This window comes from Kitasatospora sp. NPDC058478, from assembly GCF_042720345.1.
GTDB lineage: Bacteria > Actinomycetota > Actinomycetes > Streptomycetales > Streptomycetaceae > Kitasatospora.
Genome location: NZ_JBHXML010000052.1, coordinates 20,088 through 43,313 on the forward strand (window position 1 = coordinate 20,088; position 23,226 = coordinate 43,313).

Sequence of the window (23,226 nt, forward strand, 5' to 3'; positions counted from 1 at the left end):
CCCGGTCGCGACGATCTCGGCCATCGGCAGGTCTTTACCACGGCTTCATCGCAGCGTGGACCATGGACCCGCCGATGGCCATTACCCTGTAGGGACCGTCGTCCGACGAGCTAGGGAGCTTAGGTGTTCAGCGATGTAGGCGGGCTGGAGATCCTGACCCTGGCCGTGATGGCGATCATCATCTTCGGCCCCGACAAGCTCCCGAAGCTGATCCAGGACACCATGGGCTTCATCCGGAAGGTCCGTTCCTTCGCCGACAACGCGAAGGAGGACATCCGCAGCGAGCTGGGCCCCGAGTTCAAGGACTTCGAGTTCGAGGACCTGAACCCCAAGACCTTCGTCCGCAAGCAGCTCCTGGGCGACGAGGAGGACCCGCTGGGCCTCAAGGAGATGAAGGACTCGCTCGACATCCGCTCCGTCCTGGACGACAAGCCGGCGGCGCCGGTGAACGGCCGCAACGGCAGCGTCAGCTTCGAGAAGGCCGCCGCCCCGGTGGCGGCCTCCACCGGGGCGCCGTTGCAGCCCGGCGAGCGGCCCCCGTTCGACCCCGACGCGACCTGACCGGCCCCCGGTCACGCCCCGTACGACCACGCCACCGCCCCGCCCGGCCGCCCGGCTGAGCGGGGCGGCGGCGTGTGCGCCGCTATTGTGCTGATTGTTCCCGCTGAGCCGTCCGTCACATTCCGCGCTGTCGCGGACCAGGAACGGCTCCCGGGAACGCCGCGGTACGCCACGATGGGAGCGCGCCACGGCAGGCAAACGTGTGTTTGAGGAGGCCCGGGGATGGACGCGACGAGTCAGGCGGTGGGGACGACGGCCACGGCCGGCGGACCGGTGGTCGGCGGACAGGCCGGCCCGGCGGACCCGCTGGTGCCCTACCTGTCCGCCGACTTCCCCTGGTACGGCCTGGACGACGGCTGGACCGGCCGCCGCTACCTGATGCAGGCCGGCGCCGGAGGCCCCCGGGCCGGGGCGCCCGGCAGCGTCGACTACGGCAGCCTCGGCCACGGCGAGGAGCCGGCCAGGCAGTACGAGCCGCGCGACATGCGCAGGTTCGCGGTCGTGGTCACGGTGGCCCGCCGGGACAGCCGCCGCAGCGCCGACAACACCGGCACCCTGGAGGCGACCTCCGCCTCCTCCGCCGCCTGGCTGGCCGGCTCGGGCCTGCTCGCCTCGACCTGGCCCGGCCAGCTCGACCGCGCGCTGCGCCAGGACTGGCTGGACCAGCAGAGCACCCTCGCGTGGGACCTCGCCGACGACCTGGCCGGCCCCGGCTGGTCCACCCTCAGCCTCCCGGTGAACGGCCTGCCGCAGCCCTTCCGCTACCGCGAGTCCGAGTACGGCTGGGTGCTCGCCGGCGAGGCCCCCGGCGTCCTGCTCGGTGCCTACGGCCGCGGCGTCAGCGCCTACGGCGCCGGCTTCGCCACCGCCCCCGACCTGACCGCCTACACCCGCCCGTAGGGCGCGAGGACGCCGAGCACGCCGAAGGGGCCGGGTGGTCGAACCACCCGGCCCCTTCGGCGACGCGTCGTCAGAACTTGTTCTTCGGGGTCAGCCCGAGGGAGAGCCCGGAGAGGCCGCGCTGGCGGCCGCCGAGCTTGCCGGCGACGGCGCGCAGGGCGGCGCCGGCCGGGGAGTCGGGGGCGGCGAGCACGACCGGGCGGCCGTCGTCGCCGCCCTCGCGCAGGCGCACGTCGATCGGGATCGAGCCGAGCACCGGGACGGTCGCGCCGACGGTGCGGGTGAGCGCGTCCGCGACGGTCTGGCCGCCGCCGGTGCCGAAGACGTCGATCATCTCGTCGCAGTGCGGGCACGGCATGCCGGACATGTTCTCGATCACGCCGACGATCTTCTGGTGGGTCTGCACCGCGATGGTGCCGGCCCGCTCGGCCACCTCGGCGGCGGCCATCTGCGGGGTGGTGACGATCAGGATCTCCGCGTTGGGGACCAGCTGGGCCACCGAGATCGCGATGTCGCCGGTGCCGGGCGGCAGGTCCAGCAGCAGGACGTCCAGGTCGCCCCAGTAGACGTCGGCGAGGAACTGCTGGAGCGCGCGGTGCAGCATCGGGCCGCGCCAGACCACCGGGGCGTTGCCCGGGGTGAACATGCCGATCGAGATGACCTTCACGCCGTGCGACTGCGGCGGCATGATCATGTCCTGGACCTGGGTGGGCCGGCCCTCGACGCCGAGCATGCGGGGCACGCTGTGGCCGTAGATGTCGGCGTCCACGACGGCGACCTTCAGGCCGTCGGCGGCCATCGCGGCGGCCAGGTTGACCGTGACGGAGGACTTGCCGACGCCGCCCTTGCCGGAGGCGACGGCGTAGACCCGGGTCAGCGTGCCCGGCTTGGCGAACGGGATCTCCCGCTCGGGGGCGCCGCCGCGCAGCAGCTGGGAGAGCTCCTTGCGCTGCTCGTCGCTCATCACGTCGAGCTCGACCTCGACGCCGGTCACACCGGGCACGCGGCCGACCGCTTCGCGGACCCGGGTGACGATGGTGTCGCGCATCGGGCAGCCGGAGACGGTCAGGTAGACCGCGACGCGCACCGCGCCGTCCTCGGCGATCCCGACCGATTTCACCATGCCGATCTCGGTGATCGGGCGGTTGATCTCCGGGTCGTTGACGGTCGCCAGCGCCTGGCGTACGGACTCCTCCGTGACGCCGGCCGCGACCTCTGTCTCGTTGGCCATGTCTTGATGGTACGGCGCTCGGGGGATCCCCTAACCCGCCGGTAGCGTGCCGCCGGTCACAGCGTCTCGGAGGGCTCCCGGCGCTCCTCGATCTCCTTGAGGAGGGACTGGAGTTCGGAGCGGATACTGCCCAGCTCCGAGGCGATGAAGGCCCTGGTGGCGACCTCGCCGAGACCGTGCCGCAGGGCCGCGACCTCGCGGGTCAGGTACTCGGTGTCCGCGATGTTGCGGTCGCTGCGGGCCCGGTCCTGCTCCATGTTGACCCGGTCCCGGTTGTCCTGGCGGTTCTGCGCGAGCAGGATCAGCGGGGCCGCGTAGGAGGCCTGGAGGGACAGCACCAGGGTGAGGAAGATGAAGGGGTAGCTGTCGAAGCGCACGTTGTCCGGCAGCAGGGTGTTCCAGGCCACCCAGATGATGATCACCACCGTCATCCAGACGATGAAGCGGCCGGTGCCCAGGAACCGCGCGATCCGTTCGGAGAGCTTGCCGAACGCCTCCGGGTCGTAGGCGGGCAGCGAGATCAGCCCGGGCCTGGCGGTGCGGGGCTGGTCGAGCCGGGTGCGGGCCGGGCCGGCCACGGAGATCTCGGCGCGCCGCTCCCGGCCGCCCTCCCGGCCGCGCAGTTCGCGCAGCTGGCGCAGTTCCCGCAGTTCGCTCTGGATGCGTTGGCGGGGGGACTCGTCCCGCCGCCCCTTGCGGTCAGCGTCCACCGTGCACCTCTTCCCTCGTGCCGTCCGTGTCGTCCGTGTCGTCGTGGCCGTGCAGGACGGACTCGCGCCAGTCCTCCGGCAGCAGGTGGTCGAGCACGTCGTCGACGGTCACCGCGCCGAGCAGGTGGTCGGCCTCGTCGACGACCGGCGCGGACACCAGGTTGTAGGTCGCCAGGTAGCTGGTGATCAGCGACAGCGGGGTGTCCGGCGGCAGCGGGTCCAGGTCGTCGTCGACCAGCGAGCCGACCAGCACGTACGGCGGCTCGCGCAGCAGCCGCTGGAAGTGCACGGTGCCCAGGTACTTGCCGGTCGGGGTCTCGTTCGGCGGCCGGCAGACGTACACCTGCGCGGCGAGCGCGGGCTTGTGGTCGGAGACCCGGATGCGGGCGAGCGCCTCGGCCACGGTCGCGTCCGGCTCCAGCACGACCGGCTCGGTGGTCATCAGACCGCCGGCGGTGTTCTCCTCGTACGACAGCAGGCGGCGGACGGGCTCGGCCTCCTCCGGCTCCATCAGCTGGAGCAGCCGCTCGGCCTCGTCGGCGGGCAGTTCGGAGAGCAGGTCGGCGGCGTCGTCCGGGTCCATCGCCTCCAGGACGTCGGCGGCGCGTTCGTCCTTGAGCTTGCCGATGATCTCGACCTGGTCGTCCTCGGGCAGCTCCTCCAGGACGTCGGCGAGCCGCTCGTCGTCGAGCGCGGCGGCCACCTCGGCGCGGCGCTTGGCGGACAGGTGGTGCATGACGCTGGCGAGGTCGGCGGCGCGCAGCTGGTCGAAGGTGGCGAGCAGGTTGGCGGCGCCCTGGTCCTGTTCGGGCAGCGTGAAGCCGGTGACGTCCTGCCAGTCCAGGGTGAGCCGCTCGCCCTTGCCCTTGCGCAGCCGGCCGGCCCGGCCGACCTGGACGAAGACCTTGCTGATCTCCCACTCGCGTATCCGGGTCTGCACCATCCCGACGTCCAGCACGGTGACGTCCTCACCGGTCTTGGACCAGGTGACGGTGCGGTCCAGCAGCTCGGCGAGCACCAGGGTCTCGGACGGGCGCTGCTCGAAGCGCCGCAGGTTGATCACGCCGGTGGCGAGCACCTGGCCGGACTCCAGGCTGGTCACCCGGGTCATCGGCAGGAAGATCCGGCGCCGGCCGACCACCTCGACCACCAGGCCCAGGACCCGCGGCGGGCGGCCGCCGAGCCGCAGCGAGACGACGACGTCACGGACCCGGCCGACCTGGTCGCCGTTCGGGTCGAAGACGGCGAGGGCGGAGAGGTGGGAGATGAAGACCCGGGTGCCTGGCCCTGCCATGAACTCCCTCTACTCGTTCGACGCCGTGCCGGGTACGCCGGGGCGCACCTGCGGGCAAGGCTACCCGCGTGTCGCGAGCCCGGCCCGACGAGGCACGGTACACAGCCGAGGAGTCCCGGGCGTGAATCTTTAGCGGCGCTTGAACAGCAGTTTGGGCAGACCGGCCGGGACGGGGCGGCGGGTGGTGGCCGCGGTGGGCATCGGCTGGGCGGCGTGCGAGCCGTCCGGCATCGCGCCCGGACGCTCGGTCAGCGCACCGGCGGGCTCCAGGCGCAGCACCCGGCACTCGCGGGCCCAGCGGTCGGTGATGGTGTCGGTGTCGGGCGCGTTCAGCCGCTTGCCCTTGAGCTCCTCGACGGCGCCCAGCCAGGCCTCGCCGCCCGGGGCCAGCTCCGAGACCCGGGCGCTCCAGCCGGTCAGCCGGCCGCCCTTGTCCTTGCTGCGGACGGTCACCACCGCGCCGGCTCCGGCGGTCAGGCCGTGCAGCGGCTGCTCGCCGCCCTCGCCGACCACCACCACGGCGCCGTCGTGCCAGGCGTGCCAGAGCGGGCGGGCCTGCTCCTGGCCGTCCGCGCGGACCCAGAGGAGGCCGGACTTCTTCGCGGCCTCCTCCAGCAGGGCCTGGTCGAGGAAGTCGTCGGCGGTCGCGGCGGCGGGCGTACGGTCCATGGCGCCCAGCGTACGACCTCCGCCGTCCACGAGTTGTCTCAACCGTCGGGCGACAGTTCCATCGGCTAGCCACGGGCCTTACCGTAGGAGCGCCCAGCCCCGGCCTGGTCCAGCCCGGCCCGGTCCAGCCCCAGCCCGGTTCAGCCCGGCCCCCGCCTCGCCCCAGCCCACGTGACCAGCAGAGGAGCGCCGTGCCCGCCGCCCGGCCCGCGACCGCCCCCGCACCAGCCGCCACCGCCACCGAGCCGGCGCACCCGCTCCCCACCGCCGACCTGCTGCTGCTCGCCGTCTCCATCGCCGGCATCTCGCTGTCCGGCCCGCTGATCAGCGCCACCGCCGCGCCCGCGCTGGCGATCGCGTTCTGGCGCAACGTCATGTCGGTCGGCGTCCTCGGCCCGTACGCGCTGCTGCGCCACCGCGCCGAACTGCGCGGGATCGGCCGGCGGGCGCTGCTGCTCGCGATCGCGGCGGGCGTACTGCTCGCCGTGCACTTCGCGCTCTGGATGCCCAGCCTGCGGATGACCTCGGTGGCCTCGGCGACCGCCCTGGTCACCACCACCCCGCTGTGGACCATCCTGCTGATGCGACTGCTCGGCGTCCGCGCCCCCCGGATGGTCTGGCTCGGTACGGGCGTGGCCTTCGCCGGCGTGCTGGTGCTGACCGGCGTCGACCTCTCGCTCTCCCCGCGCGCGCTGCTCGGCGACGCGCTCGCCCTCGGCGCGGGCCTGGCCGCCGCCGGGTACATGCTGCTGGGCGCGGAGGTCCGCAAGACCGTCAGTACCACCGCGTACACGCTGGTCTGCTACGCCACCACCGCGGTGGGCCTGCTGGCGATCTGCCTGGTCGCGGGGACGCCGCTGGCCGGCTGGCCGGCCGGGGTGTGGTGGCAGATCGTGCTGCTGATGGTCGCCGCCCAACTGCTCGGCCACTCGCTGAGCAACCGCGTGGTGCGCAGCCTCGGCCCGTCGATCACCTCCACCGCGATCCTGCTGGAGACGCCGGGCGCGGCCCTGATCGCCGCCCTCTGGCTCGGCCAGTGGCCCCCGGTGGCGGCGTATCCGGCGGTGGTGCTGATCCTGGTGGGCCTGGTCCTGGTCGCCCGTGGCGGCCGGCGGTAGTGGCTACAGCCAGCCGTTGCGGCGAAAGCCCCGGTACATCCCGACGCAGATCAGCATGATGGCGCCGAGCACCATCGGATAGCCGTACTTGTGGTGCAGCTCGGGCATGTACTCGAAGTTCATGCCGTACACGCCGGTGATCATGGTGGGCACGGCGAAGATCGCCGCCCAGGCGGTGATCTTGCGCATGTCCTCGTTCTGTGCCACCGAGACCTGCGCCAGGTTGGCCTGGAGCAGCGAGTTCAGCAGTTCGTCGAAGCCGTGCACCTGCTCGGTGACCCGGGCCAGGTGGTCGGCGACGTCCCGGAAGTACTTCTGGATGTCCGGGTCGACGAGGCGCTGCAGCGGCTCGGACAACTGCTGCATCGGGCGCAGCAGCGGCACCACGGCCCGCTTGAACTCCAGTACCTCGCGCTTGAGTTGGTACACCCGGCCGACGTCGGCGCTGCGCCCGCCCTTGGCCGAGAAGACGCCGTACTCGATCTCGTCCACGTCGTTCTGCAGCCGCTCGGAGACCAGCAGGTAGTTGTCCACGACGTGGTCGGCGATCGCGTGCAGCACCGCGGACGGGCCCTTGGCGAGCAGTCCGGACTCGTCCGCGTCGGCCTCCAGTCGGTGCCGCAGCTCCTGCAGCGAGCCGTGGCCGCCGTGCCGGACGGTGATCACGAAGTCCCGCCCGGCGAAGACCATCAGCTCGCCGGTCTCCACCACCTCGCTGGTCGGGGTGAGCTGGTCGTGCTCGACGTAGCGGATGGTCTTGAAGACGGCGAACAGCACGTCGTCGTAGCGCTCGACCTTGGGCCGCTGGTGCGCGTGCACCGCGTCCTCGACTGCGAGCGGGTGCAGGCCGAAGCGCTGGGCGATGCCCTCGAACTCGGCCTCGGTCGGCTCGTGCAGCCCGATCCAGCTGAACGAGCCGTCCCCGTCCGGGAGTTGGTGTGCGGCCTTGATCCGGCGGGCGGCCTCGCGGGGGCTGCAGGTCTCGCCGTGGCGCTTGCCGTGCTGGTACACCGCGCAGTCGACGACCGCCGAGCCGGCGCCCACCGGGACGGCGTCGTACGCGCCGACCGCGGAGCGGCGGCGGTTGGTGCGGACGGCGGCGCGCAGGCTGTTGATCATCGACATGGCAGGCTCCCTGGAACAGGAGCCGCCGCACAGCGGCGTAGGGGTCCCCCCGGTCGGAAGGCGGGGGAGGAGCGGGCGGCCGTGGTGCGACGGCGAAGAACACCGGTGAAGGGGGGTGAGGGTGCTCTCCCGGCCGGTTCGTCCGCGTCCGGCCTGCCCGGGCTACCTCGGCTGGTTCAGCCGGTTCAGCCTGCGTGGCGAGGGGTACGGGGAAGTCGGGGCCGGGTAGAGCTGCCGGTACTGCATGGTCGGCCGGTATCCACCGCAACCACCTCCTTCGTGCCGCCGCCCCGGGAACCTGAGGATTTCCGGTGGCCAGTCGCTCACCCTAACATCTGACCGACCATCGGCGCCCCGGGCTTTCCCGAGGCTTTGCCCGGGCCGCCCGCACGCGGCCGGCCCGCCCCCGGGGGTTACGCTCACCGGCATGGCGCACGACTTCCCGCTCTTCGGCGAACCCCACGGCGGCAGCTCCCCGGCGCTCTCCCGGGAGGCGGTGCTGGCCGCCGTCGAGGCCCGGCTGATCACCACCTTCGGCGAGCCGAGCGGCCGCGCCGCGGTCACCTTCCTCGGCACCGACCGGATCGAGGTGCTGCGCTTCGGCCCGGACGCCGACGGCCTGGTCCGGTACGCGACGCTCGGCATGGCCGCCGCGCCGATGGCCGACCCGACCGCACCGGTGGCCGACCAACTGCGCGGCCCGCGCGCCGAACTGGTGCTGACCGTCCGCGGCGGGCGCGACAGCGTGCTGCGCAGCCTGGCCACCCTGGCCGCGACCCCGCAGGTCGAGGGACTGGTGGTGGCCCCCGGCGGCTCGCTGGACCTCGGCGCCCCGCTGTGGGACGGCGCGCCGTTCACCTCGGTGCTGGCCGCCGAGCCGGGCGGCCTGGTGCCGGACCTGGAGCTGGACGAGCCGGCCGACCCGGTCCGCTTCCTGCCGCTGCTGCCGATGACGCCCAACGAGGCCGGCTGGAAGCGGGTGCACGGCGCGGCCGCGCTCCAGGAGCGCTGGCTGGACCAGGGCGCCGACCTGCGCGACCCGGACCGCCGCGGCGTCCGGCTGGACTGACCGGGGCTCAGGCCGCGGGTCTCCCGTCCTGGCCCCGCGCTCCCGCCGCGCCCCCGCACCCCGGCGTGCGGCCCTCAGCCGCCGATCGGCTTCGCGCCGGTGGCCTGCGCCAGCAGCGCCTCGTACACCGCGGGATCGGTGGTGTGCTCGCCGAGCCGGACGGTCTTGCGGCTGCCGTGGTAGTCGCTGGAGCCGGTGACCAGCAGCCCCAGTTCGCCGGCCAGGCCGCGCAGCCGCACCCGGGTCTCCTCGTCGTGGTCGGTGTGGTCGACCTCCAGCGCCGCCAGCCCGGCCGCCGCGAGGTCGGCGATCACCTGGTCCGGGACGGTCCGCCCGCGCTTGACCGCGCCGGGGTGGGCGAACACCGGCACCCCGCCGGCGGCCCGGACCAGCCGGACCGCCTCGATCGGGTCGGTCTCGTGCTTGCGGACGTCCGCCCGGGCGCCGTTGGCCAGCCACTCGGCGGTGAAGGCGTCCGAGACGGTGGCCACCACGCCCGCCTCGACCAGCGCGCTGGCGATGTGCGGGCGCCCGACCGAGCCGGCCCCGGCGATCCGCTGCACCTGCTCCCAGCTGATGTCCGCGCCGAGTTCGCGGCAGCGCTCGACGACCGCCCGCCCGCGCCGGAACCGGTCGGTGCGCACCAGCTCCCGCTCGCGCGCGAACTCCGGCTCGTCCGGGTCGAACAGGTACGCCAGCAGGTGCATGCTGACGCCGCCCACCACGCAGGACAGTTCGGCGCCCGGGACGACGGTCAGCCGGCTGCCGGCCGGCAGCGCGCGCACCGCCCCGGCGGCCTCCGCATGGCCCGCGACGGTGTCGTGGTCGGTGAGTGCCACGACGTCGAGGCCCGCGGCCACGGCCGCCGCGACCAGCTCGGCCGGGCTGTCGGTGCCGTCGGAGGCGTTGCTGTGGGCGTGCAGGTCGATGCGCACGGGGCGGACTCCTGGGGGCTCGGGGTGCCGCCCAGGATAGGACAGGGCGCCAGGCCCCGGCCGGACGGGACTTATCCCAGCAGGCGGGGGGAGAGGGCCCCGCAGGGGAGCAGGTCCAGTTCGGCGCCGGCCTCGCGCAGGTCGGTGAGGACGAGTTCGTCGTACATCACCAGGGCGGACTGCTCGGGCCAGGCGACCGCCCAGAGCCAGAGGCCGCGGGCCTCGCCGGCGAACACCGCGCGGTCGGCCGGGGCGTCCGGGATGTGGAACATCGGGGTGGGCCGGCCGGCGGCCAGCAGCTTGGCGTCGGCGGGCTTGTAGAGGCCGACGGAGTCGCCCGGATCGGGCCCGGGCATCCCGGCGTAGCGGGCGCCGAGGCCGACCCCCAGCTCCTCGGCGACGAGCACCAGCTCGCCGAAGCCGCCGAGCGGGGCCGGTCCGGAGCAGGCGACGGCGGTGGCCCGGGCGCCGGAGACGTCGTCGCCGACGTGGGCGATGCCGGTGTAGAGCCAGCCGACCGGGAGCGGCCAGGGCAGCCAGACGGGGACCTGCGAGCGGGCGACGGCGACGCCCAGGGCTTCGACGCTCGGTGGCAGCACGGGCTGCATCGGGTGCACGGCTCCGTGCCGGTCGCACTGCCAGGTGTCTGAGAACAGACCGGGGGCGCGGACCCGACCGGCGCACCTCGGGCAGCTTGGCTCGCCCCTCATAGGCGACAACGCTCCTCCCTCCGGACCGCCGCGTCAAGGACGATCACCCGTACGGAGGGCTCGGCGGCACCTGTCGGTGGCGGGGCCCGTTCGGCGCGGGGTGGGGCGGCGCGGCACGGGCGGTTCCCGTTGGGGGATGTCCCGTGGCGGGCGGCGGCAAACGTCGACGGGCGCAGGGCCCGGACACACTGACGCCCCGTCATCGGCGATCGCGGTGACAGGGCGTCAGTCGGGTATCGGAACGTCCGGATCGGACGCTCCCGGCTCGTCGGCGGCGGGTGAGGACTCCCGGTCGGAGGCGCCGCGCGTGGTCAGACGGTCGGGCACGGGCGGATGAGCAGGCGCTCACCGGTGCGGGCGGCGGCCTGGACGAACTCGCGGACGGTCTCGGCGTCGGCTATCAGGCGGTCGGCGGCGGAGCCGTTGGCGTCGTCCAGTCGAACGATCTCGAAGCGCATGGTCTTCGTCATGGGCGTCTCCTGTTCCTGCCCCGTCGGTCGGGGCGATTGAGGCTGGGTGGATACCAGCCCTTGAGGGGTCCTACGGGTCCGGCGGTGCGGCCGGATCGCTCGGTTCGTACGTGCGGCGGTCTGCTGCGGCAAGGGCTCCCCCTGCTTGCCCGGTGCGTCTGGTGCCTCGTGAACCACGGTGACGTGGTGGTGCTTCCGGGTCGTTGCCCGCCCGTGAAGTCCAGGTTTCGGCTGATTCGCGCCGACGCGGAGGCCGGCGATGATTCCCGGACAGAATCAAAGATTACCGTAACTAACGACTTTTGTCCTGTGTTGAAGACGGTCGAACTTCGAGAAGTGGTTCAGACCACTCTCCGGATCGGCCCGGTTCAGGCCCAGAACGCGGCCAGCGCCCCGGCCGTGGCGGCCGGGCGTTCGGCGTTGGGGGAGTGGCCGGCGTCCTCGACGACCACCCGGCGGGCCCCCAGGCGCTCCGCCATCCGGGTCTGCTCCGGCACCGGCCAGGCGTAGTCCCGCACCCCGGACAGCACCAGCACCGGCAGGCCGGCGGTGGCGGCGGCCAGCTCGGCCACCCGGTCCGGCGCCGCGACCAGATGACCACCGGTGACGCTCAGCGACAGCGGCACGTTGGCCAGCCAGCGGCGGTGCAGGAACTCCGCGACGGCCGGCTCCGGGCGCTGCTTCTGGTCCCCGCTGCCCTCCTCCATCTGCCGCATGACCTGCCAGATCTCCTCCAGGCTCATGACCGGCAGCACGTCCAGCAGCAGCTTGGTGCGGGCCGCCTCGGCCGGATCGATCGCGCCCGGGCCGGTGGACATCAGGGTCAGCGAGCGCCACGGCGACGGGCCGTCCGCGGCCGCGGCCAGCACCGCCTCCCGGACCACCTGGCCGCCGAAGGAGTGCCCCAGCAGGTGCGGCGGCCCGCCGCCGTCGGCGGCCACGGCCTCGGTGAGCGCCCGGACGTCCGCGCCGAGCGCCTCGACGGTGTACGCGGCCGGGTCGTCCGGGCCGCCGGTCTCGTACTGGCCGCGCTGGTCGACGGCGGTCACCCGGTAGCCCGCCGCCGCCAGCGGCTCCAGCAGGGCGATGAAGTCCTCCTTGCTGCCGGTGAAGCCCGGCACCAGCAGTGCCGAGCCGCGCACCGGCCCGTCCGGCTCGGCCCGCAGCGCGGCGAACCCGCCGCGGCTGGTCGACAGCCGCAGCGCGCGGGCACAGCGGGGAAGGGTGAGGAACGGCGGCGTGCTCATGGGCTGCTCTCCTGCGGGCGACTGGCCGGTAACCCCGACCCTATCCAGCCTGCGCCGGAACGCCGGAACGCCGGAACGCCGGAACGCCGGAACGCCGGAACGCCGGAGGGGGCGGGCCAGGCCACCAGGGGCCCGGCCCGCCCCCTCCGGGGCGGGGTGCGTCAGCTCTCCGGGGTGGCCTCCGGCGCGGCGGCGGCCTTGCGGGCCCGGGTGCGCTTGCGCGGGGCCGGGACCTCGGTCGCGGCGTCGGCGGCCGCAGCCTCCGGAGCCGCCGGGGCGGTCGCGGCCTTGGGCTTGCGGGTGCGCGTCCGGGTGGCCGGCTTCTCCGCGACGGCGGCCTCGGCGGCCGGTGCCTCGGCGACGGCCTCGACGGCCTCCGCCTTCGGCTTGCGGGTGCGCGTCCGGGGGGCCGGCTTCTTCGCGACGGCGGTCTCGACGACGGCCTCGGCGGCGGGTGCCTCGGCCGGGGCCTCGACGGCCTCCGCCTTGGGCTTGCGGGTGCGCGTCCGGGTGCGGGCGGCCGGCTTCTCCTCGACGGCGGCCTCGACGACGGCCTCGGTGGCGGCCACGACGGCCACCGCGGCCGGAACCTCGGCCGGGGCCTCGGCGACCGGAGCCGCCACGGCCGCCACGGCCGCCTCGGTCACCGCGACGGCCTCGGCCACCACAGCGGCCTCGCCGGCGGCGGCGCCGCGCGAACGGCGGCGACGGCGGCGCGGGGCCGCCTCGCCCTCGGTGCCCTCGACGGCCGGGGCCGCGGCGGCCTCGACGACGCTCCCGGCCTCGCCCTCGGCGACCGTGGAGCCCCCGCGGGTGCGGCGGCGCTCACGGGTGCGGCGCGGCTTCTCCTCGGTCGCCACGGCGGCCTCGGGGGCGCCGGTGCGGCCGGAGCCGCTGCGCGGGCCCTTGGCCCGGGCGGTGCGCGCACCGCGCCCGCCGGTCTCGCCGAGGTCCTCGACCTCCTCCGCGCCGAGCCCGGCCCGGGTCCGCTCCGAACGCGGCAGCACACCCTTGGTGCCCGGCGCGATCTTCAGCAGCTCGTACAGGTGCGGCGAGGTGGAGTAGGTCTCCTCCGGGTCGTTGAAGGTCAGCTCCAGCGCCTTGTTGATCAGCTGCCAGCGCGGGATGTCGTCCCAGTCGACCAGGGTGACGGCGGTGCCCGAGGCGCCGGCCCGGCCGGTGCGGCCGATCCGGTGCAGGTAGGTCTTCTCGTCCTCGGGGCACTGGTAGTTGACCACGTGCGTGACGCCCTCGACGTCGATGCCGCGGGCGGCGACGTCGGTGCAGACCAGCACGTCGACCTTGCCGTTGCGGAACGCGCGCAGCGCCTGCTCGCGGGCGCCCTGGCCGAGGTCGCCGTGGACGGCGCCGGCCGCGAAGCCGCGCTGGGTCAGCTGGTCGGCGACGTCGGCGGCGGTGCGCTTGGTCCGGCAGAAGATCATCGCCAGCCCGCGGCCGTCGGCCTGGAGGATGCGCGAGACGAGCTCGACCTTGTCCAGCGAGTGCGCGCGGAAGATGTGCTGCTCGATGTTGGCGACGGTGGTGCCGGTGTCGTCCGGGGCGGCGGCCCGGATGTGGGTGGGCTGGCTCATGTACCGGCGGGCGAGGCTGATGACCTGACCCGGCATGGTGGCCGAGAACAGCAGGGTCTGCCGCTTGGCCGGCAGCATGGTGATGATCTTCTCGACGTCCGGCAGGAAGCCGAGGTCGAGCATCTCGTCGGCCTCGTCCAGGACCAGCGAGCGGACCTTGGACAGGTTCAGCTTCTTCTGCCCGGCCAGGTCCAGCAGGCGGCCCGGGGTGCCGACCACGATGTCGACGCCCTTGGCGAGCGCCTCGACCTGCGGCTCGTACGCGCGGCCGCCGTAGACGGCCAGGACGCGCACGTCGCGGACCTTGCCGGCGGTCTGCAGGTCGTTGGTGACCTGCGTGCAGAGCTCGCGGGTCGGGACGACGATGAGGGCCTGCGGGCCGTCGGAGAGCTGCTCCTCGGTCGCCCGGCCGGCGTCCACGTCGGCGCGCACGATGCAGCGCTCGATCAGCGGGAGGCCGAAGCCGAGGGTCTTGCCGGTGCCGGTCTTGGCCTGGCCGATGACGTCGTGGCCGGTCAGCGCGACCGGGAGGGTCATCTCCTGGATGGGGAAGGGGTGGACGATGCCGACGGACTCGAGCGCCTCGGCGGTCTCCGGGAGGATTCCCAGATCCCGGAACGTCGTCTTGATGGGTTCAGCGGTGGTGGACAGGGTGCTGCCTCTTCCGTGTGAAAGGGGCCGAGAGCGAGCGGCGGGCGGGCAGCCGCACGGCTGCGTACGGGCCTGGCGGCCCTGATGCAGCTGAGCGGACGCACAACCGCGCCGGTCCCTGCGGCCGGCCGGTGCGCGCTGCCCTGTGCGGGGCGCGTCGCCGGCGGCGTCGGGGAGGATTCCCATGAGGGACCTGCGCGGGACCTTCGCCAGGGGGCGCGGTCTCGGCGGCCCTCGCTCGGCCACTGATGCGGTGCCAAGGCTTGAAGTCCAAGCCATGGTCGGAGCCGATCGGCTCTCCGACCGGGCATCCGCGTACGTGAGTACCCGTGGCTCCGGTGCGGACACGTCCGGATGGACGGTGCCGCTTCGGAGCGGGCTTGCGCGGGACACCGAGACGGCGGTGACACCGTGCGAACACGACGGGGCTCCGTACCACCATACAGTCAGGCGACGACTCGAACACGTGACGCGTCTGACATTGCCCCTGCCGACCCGGGCCGGAAGCAGTGTTCCGGCCGGTCACCCGGGCGACCGGCCGACGGTCGGCCAGGGTGGGTCCCCCGGGCTGGCGGGACTAAGGTGGCGGGTCATGGAGACCCATGGTGAGACGCAGGACGCCGCGGCCGGCTCGATCGGGGACTGGGCCGCGTGCTCGGCCGACCCCGGCTACCGGGCGGCGGTGCTGGATCTGCTCGGCGCACTCGCCTACGGCGAGCTGAGCGCCTTCGAGCGGCTCGCCGAGGACGCCAAGCTGGCGCCGGACCTCGCCGACAAGGCGGCCCTGGCCCGGATGGCCTCCGCCGAGTTCCAGCACTACCAGCGCCTGCACGACCGGCTCGCCGAGATCGGCGCCGACCCGCAGGAGGCGATGCGCCCGTTCGTCGAGCCGCTGGAGCTGTTCCACCGGATGACCGCGCCCTCGGACTGGCTGGAGGGCCTGGTCAAGGCCTACGTCGGCGACGCCATCGCGACCGACTTCTACCGCGAGGTCGCCGTCCGGCTCGACGACGACACCCGCGACCTGGTGCTCGGCGTCATGTCCGACACCGGGCACGCCCAGTTCGCGGTGGACAAGGTGCGCCAGGCCATCGAGGCCGACCCGCGCTCCGGCGGCCGGCTCGCGCTGTGGGGCCGGCGGCTGATGGGCGAGGCGCTCAGCCAGGCCCAGCGGGTGGTCGCCGAGCGGGACGCGCTGTCCAACCTGCTGGTCGGCGGCGTCCAGGTGCAGGGCTTCGACCTGGTCGAGGTCGGCAAGATGTTCAACCGGATCACCGAGGCGCACACCCGGCGGATGGCCGCTCTGGGCTTGGCCAGCTAGGGCCTGTCCGGCCCCAGGCGTCAGGCCGGCCGGTGGCGCCGCGTGCGGTGGACACCGGCCCGGTGCGGGTGGTGCCGGTGCGCCGGGGCCCGCCCGGCGGCGAGGTCCGGCCGGGCCAGCGTCGTGGTCAGCACCGCCGAGGCCAGCGCGGCGGCCGCGATCGACACCGCCGGGTAGCGCCCGTCCAGGCAGAAGTGCGCCACCGTCCCGCCGAGCAGCGCCGCCGCCAGGGCGGTGCCCAGGGTCAGGGTGCGGGCCGCCCGGAAGTACGCGGGCCGCGCCAGCAGTGCGGCCAGGCCCGCGGCCAGGCCGACGAGGGCGAAGGCGATCGACTCGACCAGCAAAACTGCCTCCCCGGGGACGGGCGCGCGGCGCCGACGGCCGCACTGTCGCCGTACCCCGGCCGACCCGGCCGTACACGCAACGGTGCCCCGCTCCCTGGGGGAGCGGGGCACCGGGTGAGCAGCTCGGACGACGCCTCAGGCGGTGCCGAAGCCGACCTTGCGGGCGGCCTGCTCGCCGATCTCCACGTACGCCAGGCGCTCGGCCGGGACGATGACGCGGCGGCCGTGCTCGTCGGTCAGCGCGAAGAGCTTCTCCGAACCCTCCAGCGCCTTGGCGATCGCGCTCTGGATCTCATCGGCACTCTGCGTGCTCTCGATCACGATCTCGCGCGGCGTGTTCTGCACGCCGATCTTGACCTCCACGGCTTCCGTCCCTCCGGGGTTGCAGCCTCCACGCGCGGACACCCCGACCGCCTGGGACAAGCGTTCGCGACGACCGCGCCGTACGGCTTCACCATAGAGCACGGGATCACCGCGGCGGCGAAGCTCGGTGGATCACCCCTGCTAGAGGGCCTCCCCGCCCTCTGAAACGGGGTGCATCGGGAAGCCCTTCAGCCCGCGCCAGGCCAGGCTGGCGACCAGCCGCACCGCCTCGTCGCGGGGGATGTCCAGGCCCTGCGACAGCCAGTACCGGGCGGTGATCTGGGCCAGGCCGCAGACCCCGGCGGCGAGCAGCTTGGACTCCGCCTCGGGCAGGTCGGTGTCCTCCTGGATCACCTTGCTGACCAGCGTCGCGCTCGCCTCGGAGGCCCGCTCGACCCGCTCGCGCACAGCCGGCTCGTTGGTCAGGTCCGATTCGAAGACCAGGCGGAACGCGCCGGACTCGCTGGAGACGTAGTTGAAGTACGCCTCCATCGTCGCGGCCACCCGGAGCTTGTTGTCGGTGGTCGTCGACAGTGCGTCGCGGGTCGACTCGACCAGGGCGTCGCAGTGCTTGTCCAGCAGTGCCAGGTACAGCTCCAGCTTCCCGGGGAAGTGCTGGTACAGCACCGGCTTGCTGACCCCGGCGCGGTCGGCGATGTCGTCCATGGCGGCCGCGTGGTAACCCTGCGCGACGAACACCTCCTGGGCGGCACCGAGCAGTTGTTCACGGCGGGCGCTTCGCGGCAGGCGGGCACCGCGCGGGCGCTCCTGCGCCTCCTGGATGGCCGTCACGGCGCTCCTCACTTCGGTTGTTCGGGGCTGGCAAGAGGGCCGATTCTACTTTTCGGTAACCGCTTCCGCGTTCGGCGGGAGTGAGAAAAGGACCTCGGCCTCCTTGTCAGGAGCCCACAATACGGCGCTGACCTCGGCGTCGGCAGGGGTGTGACAGGGGCCGGAACGGCCGTCCCGGCCGCCGGAATCCGAACCTCGTGACGCACCGCACCGGCGGTGTCACCGAGCGCGGAGCACGGGCCGGGCATAGCGGACCCGGGGACCCCTCGCGGCGGCGAACAAGGTCACTCCCATCGTCCGTCATGAGCGGGGAGGTCGGCGACCGGCGCCCGGTCGCGCGGACCGCCCGGTAACGGCCCGGTTCGGGGCGAGGTCACGCTCGTTCACTCGTTCAGGTGGCAACCAGGCATGTGACCGATGGATTGCCCGGGCCCGGTCCTACCTTTCTGCTGTCGGACCGAACAGGTGTGGGGGAGGCCGCGGACGCCGGGGAAATCCGGGGGCGGCCGCACCCAGGGGGCCCGGCGGGTCGGGCCCGGCCCGCCGGAACGGGCGTGCGCCCGGGGGAACGGATCGCGGGAGGGGCGCGACCGGACCGTCGGGCCGGACGGCCGCACCACCGCTCGGTGGTGCCCCGCCCCGGGGGAACGTCGCGGTGTCGTACCCGGCCGACCGGACTCCTCGCCCCCGGACCGTCCCCGCCGCCGTGCGGGGCCGCCCCGGTGACCACTCAAGCCGCTCAAGCCATCCGTCGATCCCGCCCGCCCGTGATCCGCTCTGCCCTGGAGGTCTCCCGTGCGCATCGCCCTGCTCACCGAGGGTGCCCGCCCACATTCCCGGCGCGGCGCCGGAGGCTGGTGCGACCGGCTGGCCGCGGGCCTGCCGGAGCACGAGTTCGGGCTGTACCTGCTGACCGGCCAAGGCGGCCAGGCCGGCCAGGGCGCCGCCGAGCGGCCGTCCCCCGCCTGGCGCGGGGCGCGCGAGCTGGCGCTGTGGGGGCGCCGGCCGGGCGGCCGGGTGCCCGGCGCGCTGCGCAGACGCCAGTACGCCCGGGCGTACGAGGACCTGGTCAGAGCCCTGGTGCTGCCGGGGGAGCGGGCCGGCTTCGGGGCCGGGCTGTACCGGTTGGCCGTCCTCGCCCGGGAGGACGGCACGCTGCCCGCCTTCCTCGCCTCCGCGCACGCCCGGCGCACCCTGGAGCGGGTCTGGCGGCTGCCGGGCGCGGAGACCTCGGCCGGGCAGCCGCTGGTCCGCGACGTGCTGGTCGCGGCGGACCTGCTGGAGCAGTGCCTGCGGCCGCTGTCCGCGCCCTGGTACGGCACCGGGCCCGACGGCCTCGGCGGTGCCGACCTGTGCCACGTGGTCGGCGGCGGCCCCGCGGCGCTGCCCGCACTGGTCGCCCGGTACCTGCACGGGGTGCCGTTCGTGGTCACCGAGCACGGCCTGCACCTGCGCGAGCAGTACCTGGGCTACCGCGAGGCACCGTACCGGTGGCCGGTCCGGGCGCTGCTGCTGGCGTACTTCCGGGCGCTCACCGAGGAGACCTACCGGCAGGCGGCCGTCCTGACCCCCGGCAGCGCCCACGACCAGCAGTGGCAGCGCCGCTGCGGGGCCGACCCGGCGCGCACCCGGGTGGTGTACGAGGGGACGCCCGCGGTGGTCCGCCCGGCGGCCGGGCCCGAGCCCGCCGCGCCGACCCTGGTGTGGGCGGGCGCGCTGGAGCCGGGGCGGGACACCGAACTGATGCTGCACGCCTTCGCGCAGGTGCACGCCGACCTGCCGCGCGCCCGGCTGGTGATCCACGGCGAGGAGGCCGCGCCCGGCTACCGGGCGCACTGCGCGGCGCTGGCCGAGCGGCTCGGACTGGCCGCGGCGGTGGACTTCGCCGGGCGGCCCGGCTCGCTCGCCGAGGTCTGGGAGGGCGGCACGCTGGCCGTCTTCTCCGCGCTGTCCCAGCGCAGCCCCCGGCTGCTCGCGGACGCGATGCTCAGCGGCCGGGCGGTGGTGTCCACCGACGTCGGGGTGGCCCGCGAGGTGGTCGGGCCGACCGGGCTGCTGGTGCCCGCCCGGGACCCGCGCGCGCTGGCCGGCGCCTGCCTGGCGCTGCTGCGCGACGAGGAGCGGCGCGCCCGGCTCGGGCTGGCCGGGCGGCTGCGGGCGCAGGAACGCTTCGCCGTGGAGCCGGTGATCGGCGCCTTCCGGGAGATCTACCTGGAGCTGGTCTCGCAGTACCCGGCCTTCCCCGGCGGCGGGGCCGGCGGCGCGGCGGGGGAGCCGCCGCGCCCGTTCGCCCGGCCCGCCGAGTACTGGCTCGCCGACGGCCGCCGCGCGCCGGACGGCCCGGGCGGCCAAGACGGCCCGGGTGGCCAGGGCGCCCCGGACGCGGCGGACGGCCCCGACGGCCGCCACGGCGCGGGGCCGGCCGGGTCCGAGCGGTCGGAGGACGAGGGCGGCGACGCCGGCGCGCAAGAGCGCCCCGGCGCCCTCGCGGAGGCCGTCTGATGGCGGGCGGCGCGGTGTCGGGCGGCTCCGGGAGCCCGGTGGGGGATCCGGTGCGCGAGGTGATGGCCGAGCACCGGGCGCTGTGCGAGCGGGCCGTCGACCCGCTGGAGATCGCCGCCGGACTGGAGGAGGCCGGGCTCGGCCCGCAGGCCGCCGCGCGCTGCCGGCACGCCGACCTGTTCTCGCTCGCCGAGGAGCTGTACGCGCGGGTGCCCCGCCGCCCGCCCCCGCCGGAGCCGCCGCCGGGCCGGGAGTGCGCCGCCGCGACCCGGGCGACGCTGACCGCCGCCGCGCTGGCCGCGCTGCCCTGCGCGGCCGTGGTCGCGCTCGGCGTCCGCTGGCCGGTGCTGCTGCCGGCCGCCGTCCCGCTGGTGCTGGTGCCCGCCCTGGCCGCGGACCCCGCCGTCGAGCCCGGCCCGCCGTGCACCGGCCCCTGCCGCGCGGTGGACGGGCTGGGCCCGGCGCGGGCGCCGCGGCGGGCCGGCTCCCGGTGGCGCCCGGCGGCGCTGGGGTACGGGCTGGGCCTGGCCGCGCTGCTGCTGCTCCCGCTGGCCGCGGCGGACGGGGACCGGCGGCTGACCGCCGCGCTGGTGCTGGCCGGGGCGGTGTCGGCCGGGTCGGCCGAGCGGGCGGCCCGCTGGTACCGGCAGGTCGGCCGCGGCCATCTCGGCGCGGCGGCCACGCTGGCCGAGTTCCGGTCCCGGATGCGGCCGGTGCTCCCGGTGGCGGTCGCCCTGCACCTGGCGGTGCTCGCGGTGCTGACCTTCGCCGCGCTGGCGGTGCTGACCGTCCTCGCGCCGCGCCCCGGGCCGGGCCACGGCGGGGGCCTGCTGCACCTGGCGGCCGAACGGGCCGGCGCCGCGCAGTGGGCGGCGCAGGGCGTGCTGGGCCTGCTGCTGGTGCTGCCCGCGCTGCTGGCCCGCTGCGGCCGGACGACGGCCGCGGCGGCGGGGGCGCTGGCCGGGCCCGCCGTGGTGCTCGGGCTGCTCGCCCTGGGCCGCTCCGGGCCGACGGCCGGGCTGCTCGGCGGCGGCGCGGTCGCCGCGGTGCTGTTGGCGTACGCCTGGGCCGTGCTCGGCCGGGCCGGTTCGCACCGCTGAGCCCCGCCCGCCGGTGCGGCCCCGGGTGCCGCCCCCTTCTCGTTGCTCTCACTCAGTCCGCTCTTGATTTCAGTCCGCCAGGTCGTCCCCGACCTCGCTTCGTGGAAGGACGCCCCCGATGAGGGTGCTGCTGCTGGGCGCCGACGGTTTCATCGGCCGCCGGGTCACCGATCGTCTGCTCATGGACCAGGAGTTGCAGGTGACGGTGCTCGGCCGGCGCGACTCGGCCGACATCCGCTTCGACCTGACCACCGGAAGCCCGGGCGCGCTGGCCCGGTTCCTGGACGCGGTCGTGCCGCAGGTGGTGATCAACTGCGCGGGTGCCACCTACGGCAGCTCGCGCACCCTGATCCGGTCGAACACGCTGGCCGTCGCCACCGTCTGCGAGGCGATCCGGCGCAGCCGGGAGCCGGCCCGGCTGGTGCACGTCGGCTCGGCCGCCGAGTACGGCCCGGTGCCGGGCGGGGTGCCGGTGTCGGAGCAGGCCGAGCCGCGGCCGGTCGGCCCGTACGGGGTGTCCAAGCTGGCCGGGACGGAGCTGGTGCTGGCGTCGGGCCTGGACGCGGCGGTGCTGCGGGTGTTCGACGTGGTGGGCCCGGGGGCGCCGACCGCCTCGCTGTTCGGGCGGCTCGCGGAGGGGCTGCGGCGGGCCCTGGAGCGGGACGAGGCCCAGGTGCGGATGCCGGACCTGTCCGGATACCGGGATTTCGTGGACGTGCGGGACGTCGCGCGGGCGATCCAGGCGGCGGCGGTGTCGGCCGCCACCGGGGTGGTCAACATCGGCAGCGGGCACGCCGTCCGGGCCCGGGACGCGGCCCAGCTGCTGGTCCGGGCGTCCGGCTTCGAGGGGGCGATCGTCGAGGAGAACCGGCAGGTCCTGCTGCCCGCGCAGGCCGGCGGCCCGGTCGGCGACCACCTGCCCGGCCACCACCTGCCGGGCCACCGGGTGGAGGGCCACCGGCCGGAGGGCCGGGTCGCGGCGGGGGAGCCGGTGCCGTGGCGGCAGGCGGACGTGCGCACCGCCCGGGACCGTCTCGGCTGGCGGACACAGGTGCCGCTGGAGGAGTCGCTCGGGGACGTCTGGCTGGAGACGGCCTGCCGGGTCTGAGCGGCCACCGGGAGCGCCCCGGGCCTGTCGGCACAGGCCCGGGGCGCTTTTCCGGGCTCCGGCGGGCGGTCCCACGATCCGACGCTGGCCGTCTCGCCCATCGGACGAGCTGTCTCGGAATACCGGAGGGGCGTGACACTGTTGGCCTAGGAGCCACCCGCGTGGCGGCGCAGCAACCACCATGAGGCTGGCCCAGGCCACCTGAACCAGACACCCATCGGAGTCCCCGTGTCGTTGCCACCCCTGGTCGAGCCGGCCGACGAGCTCACCGTTGACGAGGTCCGCAGGTACTCCCGCCACCTGATCATCCCCGACGTGGGCATGGCCGGGCAGAAGCGGCTGAAGAACGCCAAGGTGCTGTGCGTCGGCGCCGGCGGCCTGGGCTCGCCCGCGCTGATGTACCTGGCCGCGGCCGGTGTCGGCACGCTGGGCATCGTCGAGTTCGACGTGGTCGACGAGTCGAACCTGCAGCGCCAGATCATCCACGGCCAGTCGGACGTGGGCCGCTCCAAGGCGGAGTCGGCGCGGGACTCGGTCAAGGAGATCAACCCCTACGTCGACGTGATCCTCCACGAGGAGCGCCTCGACAACTCCAACGTCATGGAGATCTTCTCCGGCTACGACCTGATCGTGGACGGCACCGACAACTTCGCCACCCGCTACCTGGTGAACGACGCCGCGGTGCTGCTCGGCAAGCCGTACGTGTGGGGCTCGATCTACCGCTTCGACGGCCAGGCCAGCGTGTTCTGGGCCGAGCACGGCCCCTGCTACCGCTGCCTCTACCCGGAGGCCCCGCCGGCGGGCATGGTCCCCTCCTGCGCCGAGGGCGGCGTGCTGGGCGTGCTGTGCGCGTCCATCGGCTCGATCCAGGTCACCGAGGCGATCAAGCTGCTGGCCGGCGTGGGCGACCCGCTGGTCGGCCGGCTGATGATCTACGACGCCCTGGAGATGAACTACCGCCAGGTCAAGGTCCGCAAGGACCCGGACTGCGCCGTCTGCTCCGAGCACCCGACGGTCACCGAGTTGATCGACTACGAGGCCTTCTGCGGCGTCGTGTCGGAGGAGGCGCAGGCCGCCGCCGCGGGCTCGACCGTCACCTCGGCGCAGCTCAAGCAGTGGCAGGACGACAAGGAGGACATCTTCCTGATCGACGTCCGCGAGCCCGGCGAGTACGAGATCGTCAACATCCCCGGCGCGGTGCTGATCCCGAAGAACGAGTTCCTCATGGGCGACGCCCTGGAGAAGCTGCCGCAGGACCGCAAGATCGTGCTGCACTGCAAGTCGGGCGTGCGCTCGGCCGAGGTGCTGGCCGTGGTCAAGGCGGCCGGCTTCGCCAACGCCGTCCACCTGGGCGGCGGCGTGCTCGGCTGGGTCAACCAGATCGAGCCGCACAAGCCGGTCTACTAGGACGCCG

General features: G+C 74.6%; 22 protein-coding genes. 9 read left to right on the forward strand and 13 right to left on the reverse strand.

Annotated features, from left to right (window positions below):
* Nucleotides 1–123 precede the first annotated feature (123 nt).
* On the forward strand, nt 124–561 hold the full coding sequence (locus ACFWPT_RS26850; RefSeq protein WP_063347931.1) for a sec-independent translocase: 438 nt from the start codon (nt 124–126) through the stop codon (nt 559–561).
* 222 nt (nt 562–783) lie between these two features.
* Nucleotides 784–1,461, forward strand: a complete 678-nt coding sequence (locus ACFWPT_RS26855) for a hypothetical protein (protein WP_063347930.1) — start codon at nt 784–786, stop codon at nt 1,459–1,461.
* 70 nt (nt 1,462–1,531) lie between these two features.
* Here ACFWPT_RS26855 and ACFWPT_RS26860 read toward each other — a convergent pair whose 3' ends face one another.
* From ACFWPT_RS26860 to ACFWPT_RS26875, 4 genes are all read right to left on the reverse strand, one after another.
* Nucleotides 1,532–2,692 (reverse strand): Mrp/NBP35 family ATP-binding protein, encoded by a 1,161-nt coding sequence (locus tag ACFWPT_RS26860; RefSeq protein WP_063347929.1) that lies wholly within the window; start codon nt 2,690–2,692, stop codon nt 1,532–1,534.
* Between the two features lie 56 nt (nt 2,693–2,748).
* Nucleotides 2,749–3,342: a DUF1003 domain-containing protein gene (locus ACFWPT_RS26865; protein ID WP_380484855.1), complete on the reverse strand. Its 594-nt coding sequence runs from the start codon at nt 3,340–3,342 to the stop codon at nt 2,749–2,751.
* A gap of 49 nt (nt 3,343–3,391) precedes the next feature.
* On the reverse strand, nt 3,392–4,696 hold the full coding sequence (locus ACFWPT_RS26870) for a magnesium transporter MgtE N-terminal domain-containing protein (RefSeq protein ID WP_380378435.1): 1,305 nt from the start codon (nt 4,694–4,696) through the stop codon (nt 3,392–3,394).
* Between the two features lie 129 nt (nt 4,697–4,825).
* Entirely contained in the window at nt 4,826–5,365 is a 540-nt protein-coding gene (locus ACFWPT_RS26875; RefSeq protein ID WP_380378433.1) for a hypothetical protein, read from the reverse strand.
* A gap of 191 nt (nt 5,366–5,556) precedes the next feature.
* Between ACFWPT_RS26875 and ACFWPT_RS26880 the strand changes: the two genes are divergently transcribed.
* Nucleotides 5,557–6,483 (forward strand): DMT family transporter, encoded by a 927-nt coding sequence (locus ACFWPT_RS26880; RefSeq protein WP_063347926.1) that lies wholly within the window; start codon nt 5,557–5,559, stop codon nt 6,481–6,483.
* Nucleotides 6,484–6,486: 3 nt separating this feature from the next.
* On the opposite strand, the gene corA is transcribed toward ACFWPT_RS26880, so the two are convergent.
* Entirely contained in the window at nt 6,487–7,608 is a 1,122-nt protein-coding gene (corA, locus tag ACFWPT_RS26885; RefSeq protein ID WP_063347925.1) for a magnesium/cobalt transporter CorA, read from the reverse strand.
* A gap of 427 nt (nt 7,609–8,035) precedes the next feature.
* On the opposite strand from corA, the gene ACFWPT_RS26890 reads away from it, so the two are divergent.
* The gene (locus tag ACFWPT_RS26890) at nt 8,036–8,677 is read left to right on the forward strand and encodes a suppressor of fused domain protein (protein WP_079135643.1); all 642 of its coding nucleotides are present in this window, start codon (nt 8,036–8,038) and stop codon (nt 8,675–8,677) included.
* A 74-nt stretch (nt 8,678–8,751) separates the two neighbouring features.
* Here the strand turns inward: ACFWPT_RS26890 and ACFWPT_RS26895 are convergent, their stop codons facing one another.
* From ACFWPT_RS26895 to ACFWPT_RS26915, 5 genes are all read right to left on the reverse strand, one after another.
* Nucleotides 8,752–9,612 carry a PHP domain-containing protein gene (locus ACFWPT_RS26895; protein WP_063347924.1) on the reverse strand — a complete coding sequence of 287 codons (861 nt, stop codon included), beginning with the start codon at nt 9,610–9,612 and terminating at the stop codon, nt 8,752–8,754.
* Nucleotides 9,613–9,683: 71 nt separating this feature from the next.
* A complete protein-coding gene (locus tag ACFWPT_RS26900) occupies nt 9,684–10,322 on the reverse strand; it encodes a DUF6758 family protein (protein WP_380378426.1) in 639 nt (212 codons plus the stop codon).
* Nucleotides 10,323–10,633: 311 nt separating this feature from the next.
* Entirely contained in the window at nt 10,634–10,792 is a 159-nt protein-coding gene (locus tag ACFWPT_RS26905) for a hypothetical protein (RefSeq protein ID WP_159398440.1), read from the reverse strand.
* Between the two features lie 368 nt (nt 10,793–11,160).
* Entirely contained in the window at nt 11,161–12,039 is an 879-nt protein-coding gene (locus ACFWPT_RS26910) for an alpha/beta fold hydrolase (protein ID WP_380484833.1), read from the reverse strand.
* A gap of 161 nt (nt 12,040–12,200) precedes the next feature.
* The gene (locus tag ACFWPT_RS26915; RefSeq protein WP_380484835.1) at nt 12,201–14,168 is read right to left on the reverse strand and encodes a DEAD/DEAH box helicase; all 1,968 of its coding nucleotides are present in this window, start codon (nt 14,166–14,168) and stop codon (nt 12,201–12,203) included.
* A gap of 706 nt (nt 14,169–14,874) precedes the next feature.
* On the opposite strand from ACFWPT_RS26915, the gene ACFWPT_RS26920 reads away from it, so the two are divergent.
* The gene (locus ACFWPT_RS26920; protein ID WP_063347921.1) at nt 14,875–15,603 is read left to right on the forward strand and encodes a ferritin-like fold-containing protein; all 729 of its coding nucleotides are present in this window, start codon (nt 14,875–14,877) and stop codon (nt 15,601–15,603) included.
* A gap of 20 nt (nt 15,604–15,623) precedes the next feature.
* Here ACFWPT_RS26920 and ACFWPT_RS26925 read toward each other — a convergent pair whose 3' ends face one another.
* The 3 genes from ACFWPT_RS26925 to ACFWPT_RS26935 form a co-directional block, all read right to left on the reverse strand.
* Complete coding sequence (locus ACFWPT_RS26925; protein WP_363372586.1) at nt 15,624–15,947, reverse strand: hypothetical protein; 324 nt, start codon at nt 15,945–15,947, stop codon at nt 15,624–15,626.
* A gap of 135 nt (nt 15,948–16,082) precedes the next feature.
* Entirely contained in the window at nt 16,083–16,310 is a 228-nt protein-coding gene (locus ACFWPT_RS26930; protein ID WP_063347919.1) for a DUF3107 domain-containing protein, read from the reverse strand.
* 141 nt (nt 16,311–16,451) lie between these two features.
* Nucleotides 16,452–17,102: a TetR/AcrR family transcriptional regulator gene (locus ACFWPT_RS26935; protein WP_063347918.1), complete on the reverse strand. Its 651-nt coding sequence runs from the start codon at nt 17,100–17,102 to the stop codon at nt 16,452–16,454.
* Nucleotides 17,103–17,897: 795 nt separating this feature from the next.
* Here ACFWPT_RS26935 and ACFWPT_RS26940 point away from each other — a divergent pair.
* From ACFWPT_RS26940 to moeZ, 4 genes are all read left to right on the forward strand, one after another.
* Complete coding sequence (locus ACFWPT_RS26940) at nt 17,898–19,604, forward strand: DUF3492 domain-containing protein (protein ID WP_380484837.1); 1,707 nt, start codon at nt 17,898–17,900, stop codon at nt 19,602–19,604.
* Nucleotides 19,604–20,704, forward strand: coding sequence for a hypothetical protein (locus tag ACFWPT_RS26945; RefSeq protein ID WP_380484839.1), 1,101 nt, complete (start codon nt 19,604–19,606; stop codon nt 20,702–20,704). Before ACFWPT_RS26940 ends, ACFWPT_RS26945 begins: the two co-directional genes overlap by 1 nt.
* 118 nt (nt 20,705–20,822) lie before the next feature.
* Complete coding sequence (locus ACFWPT_RS26950; RefSeq protein WP_363372593.1) at nt 20,823–21,812, forward strand: NAD-dependent epimerase/dehydratase family protein; 990 nt, start codon at nt 20,823–20,825, stop codon at nt 21,810–21,812.
* A 228-nt stretch (nt 21,813–22,040) separates the two neighbouring features.
* Nucleotides 22,041–23,219: an adenylyltransferase/sulfurtransferase MoeZ gene (moeZ, locus tag ACFWPT_RS26955; protein ID WP_363372596.1), complete on the forward strand. Its 1,179-nt coding sequence runs from the start codon at nt 22,041–22,043 to the stop codon at nt 23,217–23,219.
* Nucleotides 23,220–23,226: the final 7 nt, after the last annotated feature.

What these genes read in the sequence shown, in the direction of transcription:
- ACFWPT_RS26855 (WP_063347930.1), top strand. Translation starts at nt 784, where the DNA reads ATGGACGCGACGAGTCAGGCGGTGGGGACGACGGCCACGGCCGGCGGA.
- ACFWPT_RS26860 (WP_063347929.1), bottom strand. Translation starts at nt 2,692, where the DNA reads ATGGCCAACGAGACAGAGGTCGCGGCCGGCGTCACGGAGGAGTCCGTA.
- ACFWPT_RS26870 (WP_380378435.1), bottom strand. Translation starts at nt 4,696, where the DNA reads ATGGCAGGGCCAGGCACCCGGGTCTTCATCTCCCACCTCTCCGCCCTC.
- ACFWPT_RS26875 (WP_380378433.1), bottom strand. Translation starts at nt 5,365, where the DNA reads ATGGACCGTACGCCCGCCGCCGCGACCGCCGACGACTTCCTCGACCAG.
- corA (WP_063347925.1), bottom strand. Translation starts at nt 7,608, where the DNA reads ATGTCGATGATCAACAGCCTGCGCGCCGCCGTCCGCACCAACCGCCGC.
- ACFWPT_RS26890 (WP_079135643.1), top strand. Translation starts at nt 8,036, where the DNA reads ATGGCGCACGACTTCCCGCTCTTCGGCGAACCCCACGGCGGCAGCTCC.
- ACFWPT_RS26900 (WP_380378426.1), bottom strand. Translation starts at nt 10,322, where the DNA reads ATGAGGGGCGAGCCAAGCTGCCCGAGGTGCGCCGGTCGGGTCCGCGCC.
- ACFWPT_RS26905 (WP_159398440.1), bottom strand. Translation starts at nt 10,792, where the DNA reads ATGACGAAGACCATGCGCTTCGAGATCGTTCGACTGGACGACGCCAAC.
- ACFWPT_RS26910 (WP_380484833.1), bottom strand. Translation starts at nt 12,039, where the DNA reads ATGAGCACGCCGCCGTTCCTCACCCTTCCCCGCTGTGCCCGCGCGCTG.
- ACFWPT_RS26915 (WP_380484835.1), bottom strand. Translation starts at nt 14,168, where the DNA reads ATGACCCTCCCGGTCGCGCTGACCGGCCACGACGTCATCGGCCAGGCC.
- ACFWPT_RS26920 (WP_063347921.1), top strand. Translation starts at nt 14,875, where the DNA reads ATGGAGACCCATGGTGAGACGCAGGACGCCGCGGCCGGCTCGATCGGG.
- ACFWPT_RS26945 (WP_380484839.1), top strand. Translation starts at nt 19,604, where the DNA reads ATGGCGGGCGGCGCGGTGTCGGGCGGCTCCGGGAGCCCGGTGGGGGAT.
- ACFWPT_RS26950 (WP_363372593.1), top strand. Translation starts at nt 20,823, where the DNA reads ATGAGGGTGCTGCTGCTGGGCGCCGACGGTTTCATCGGCCGCCGGGTC.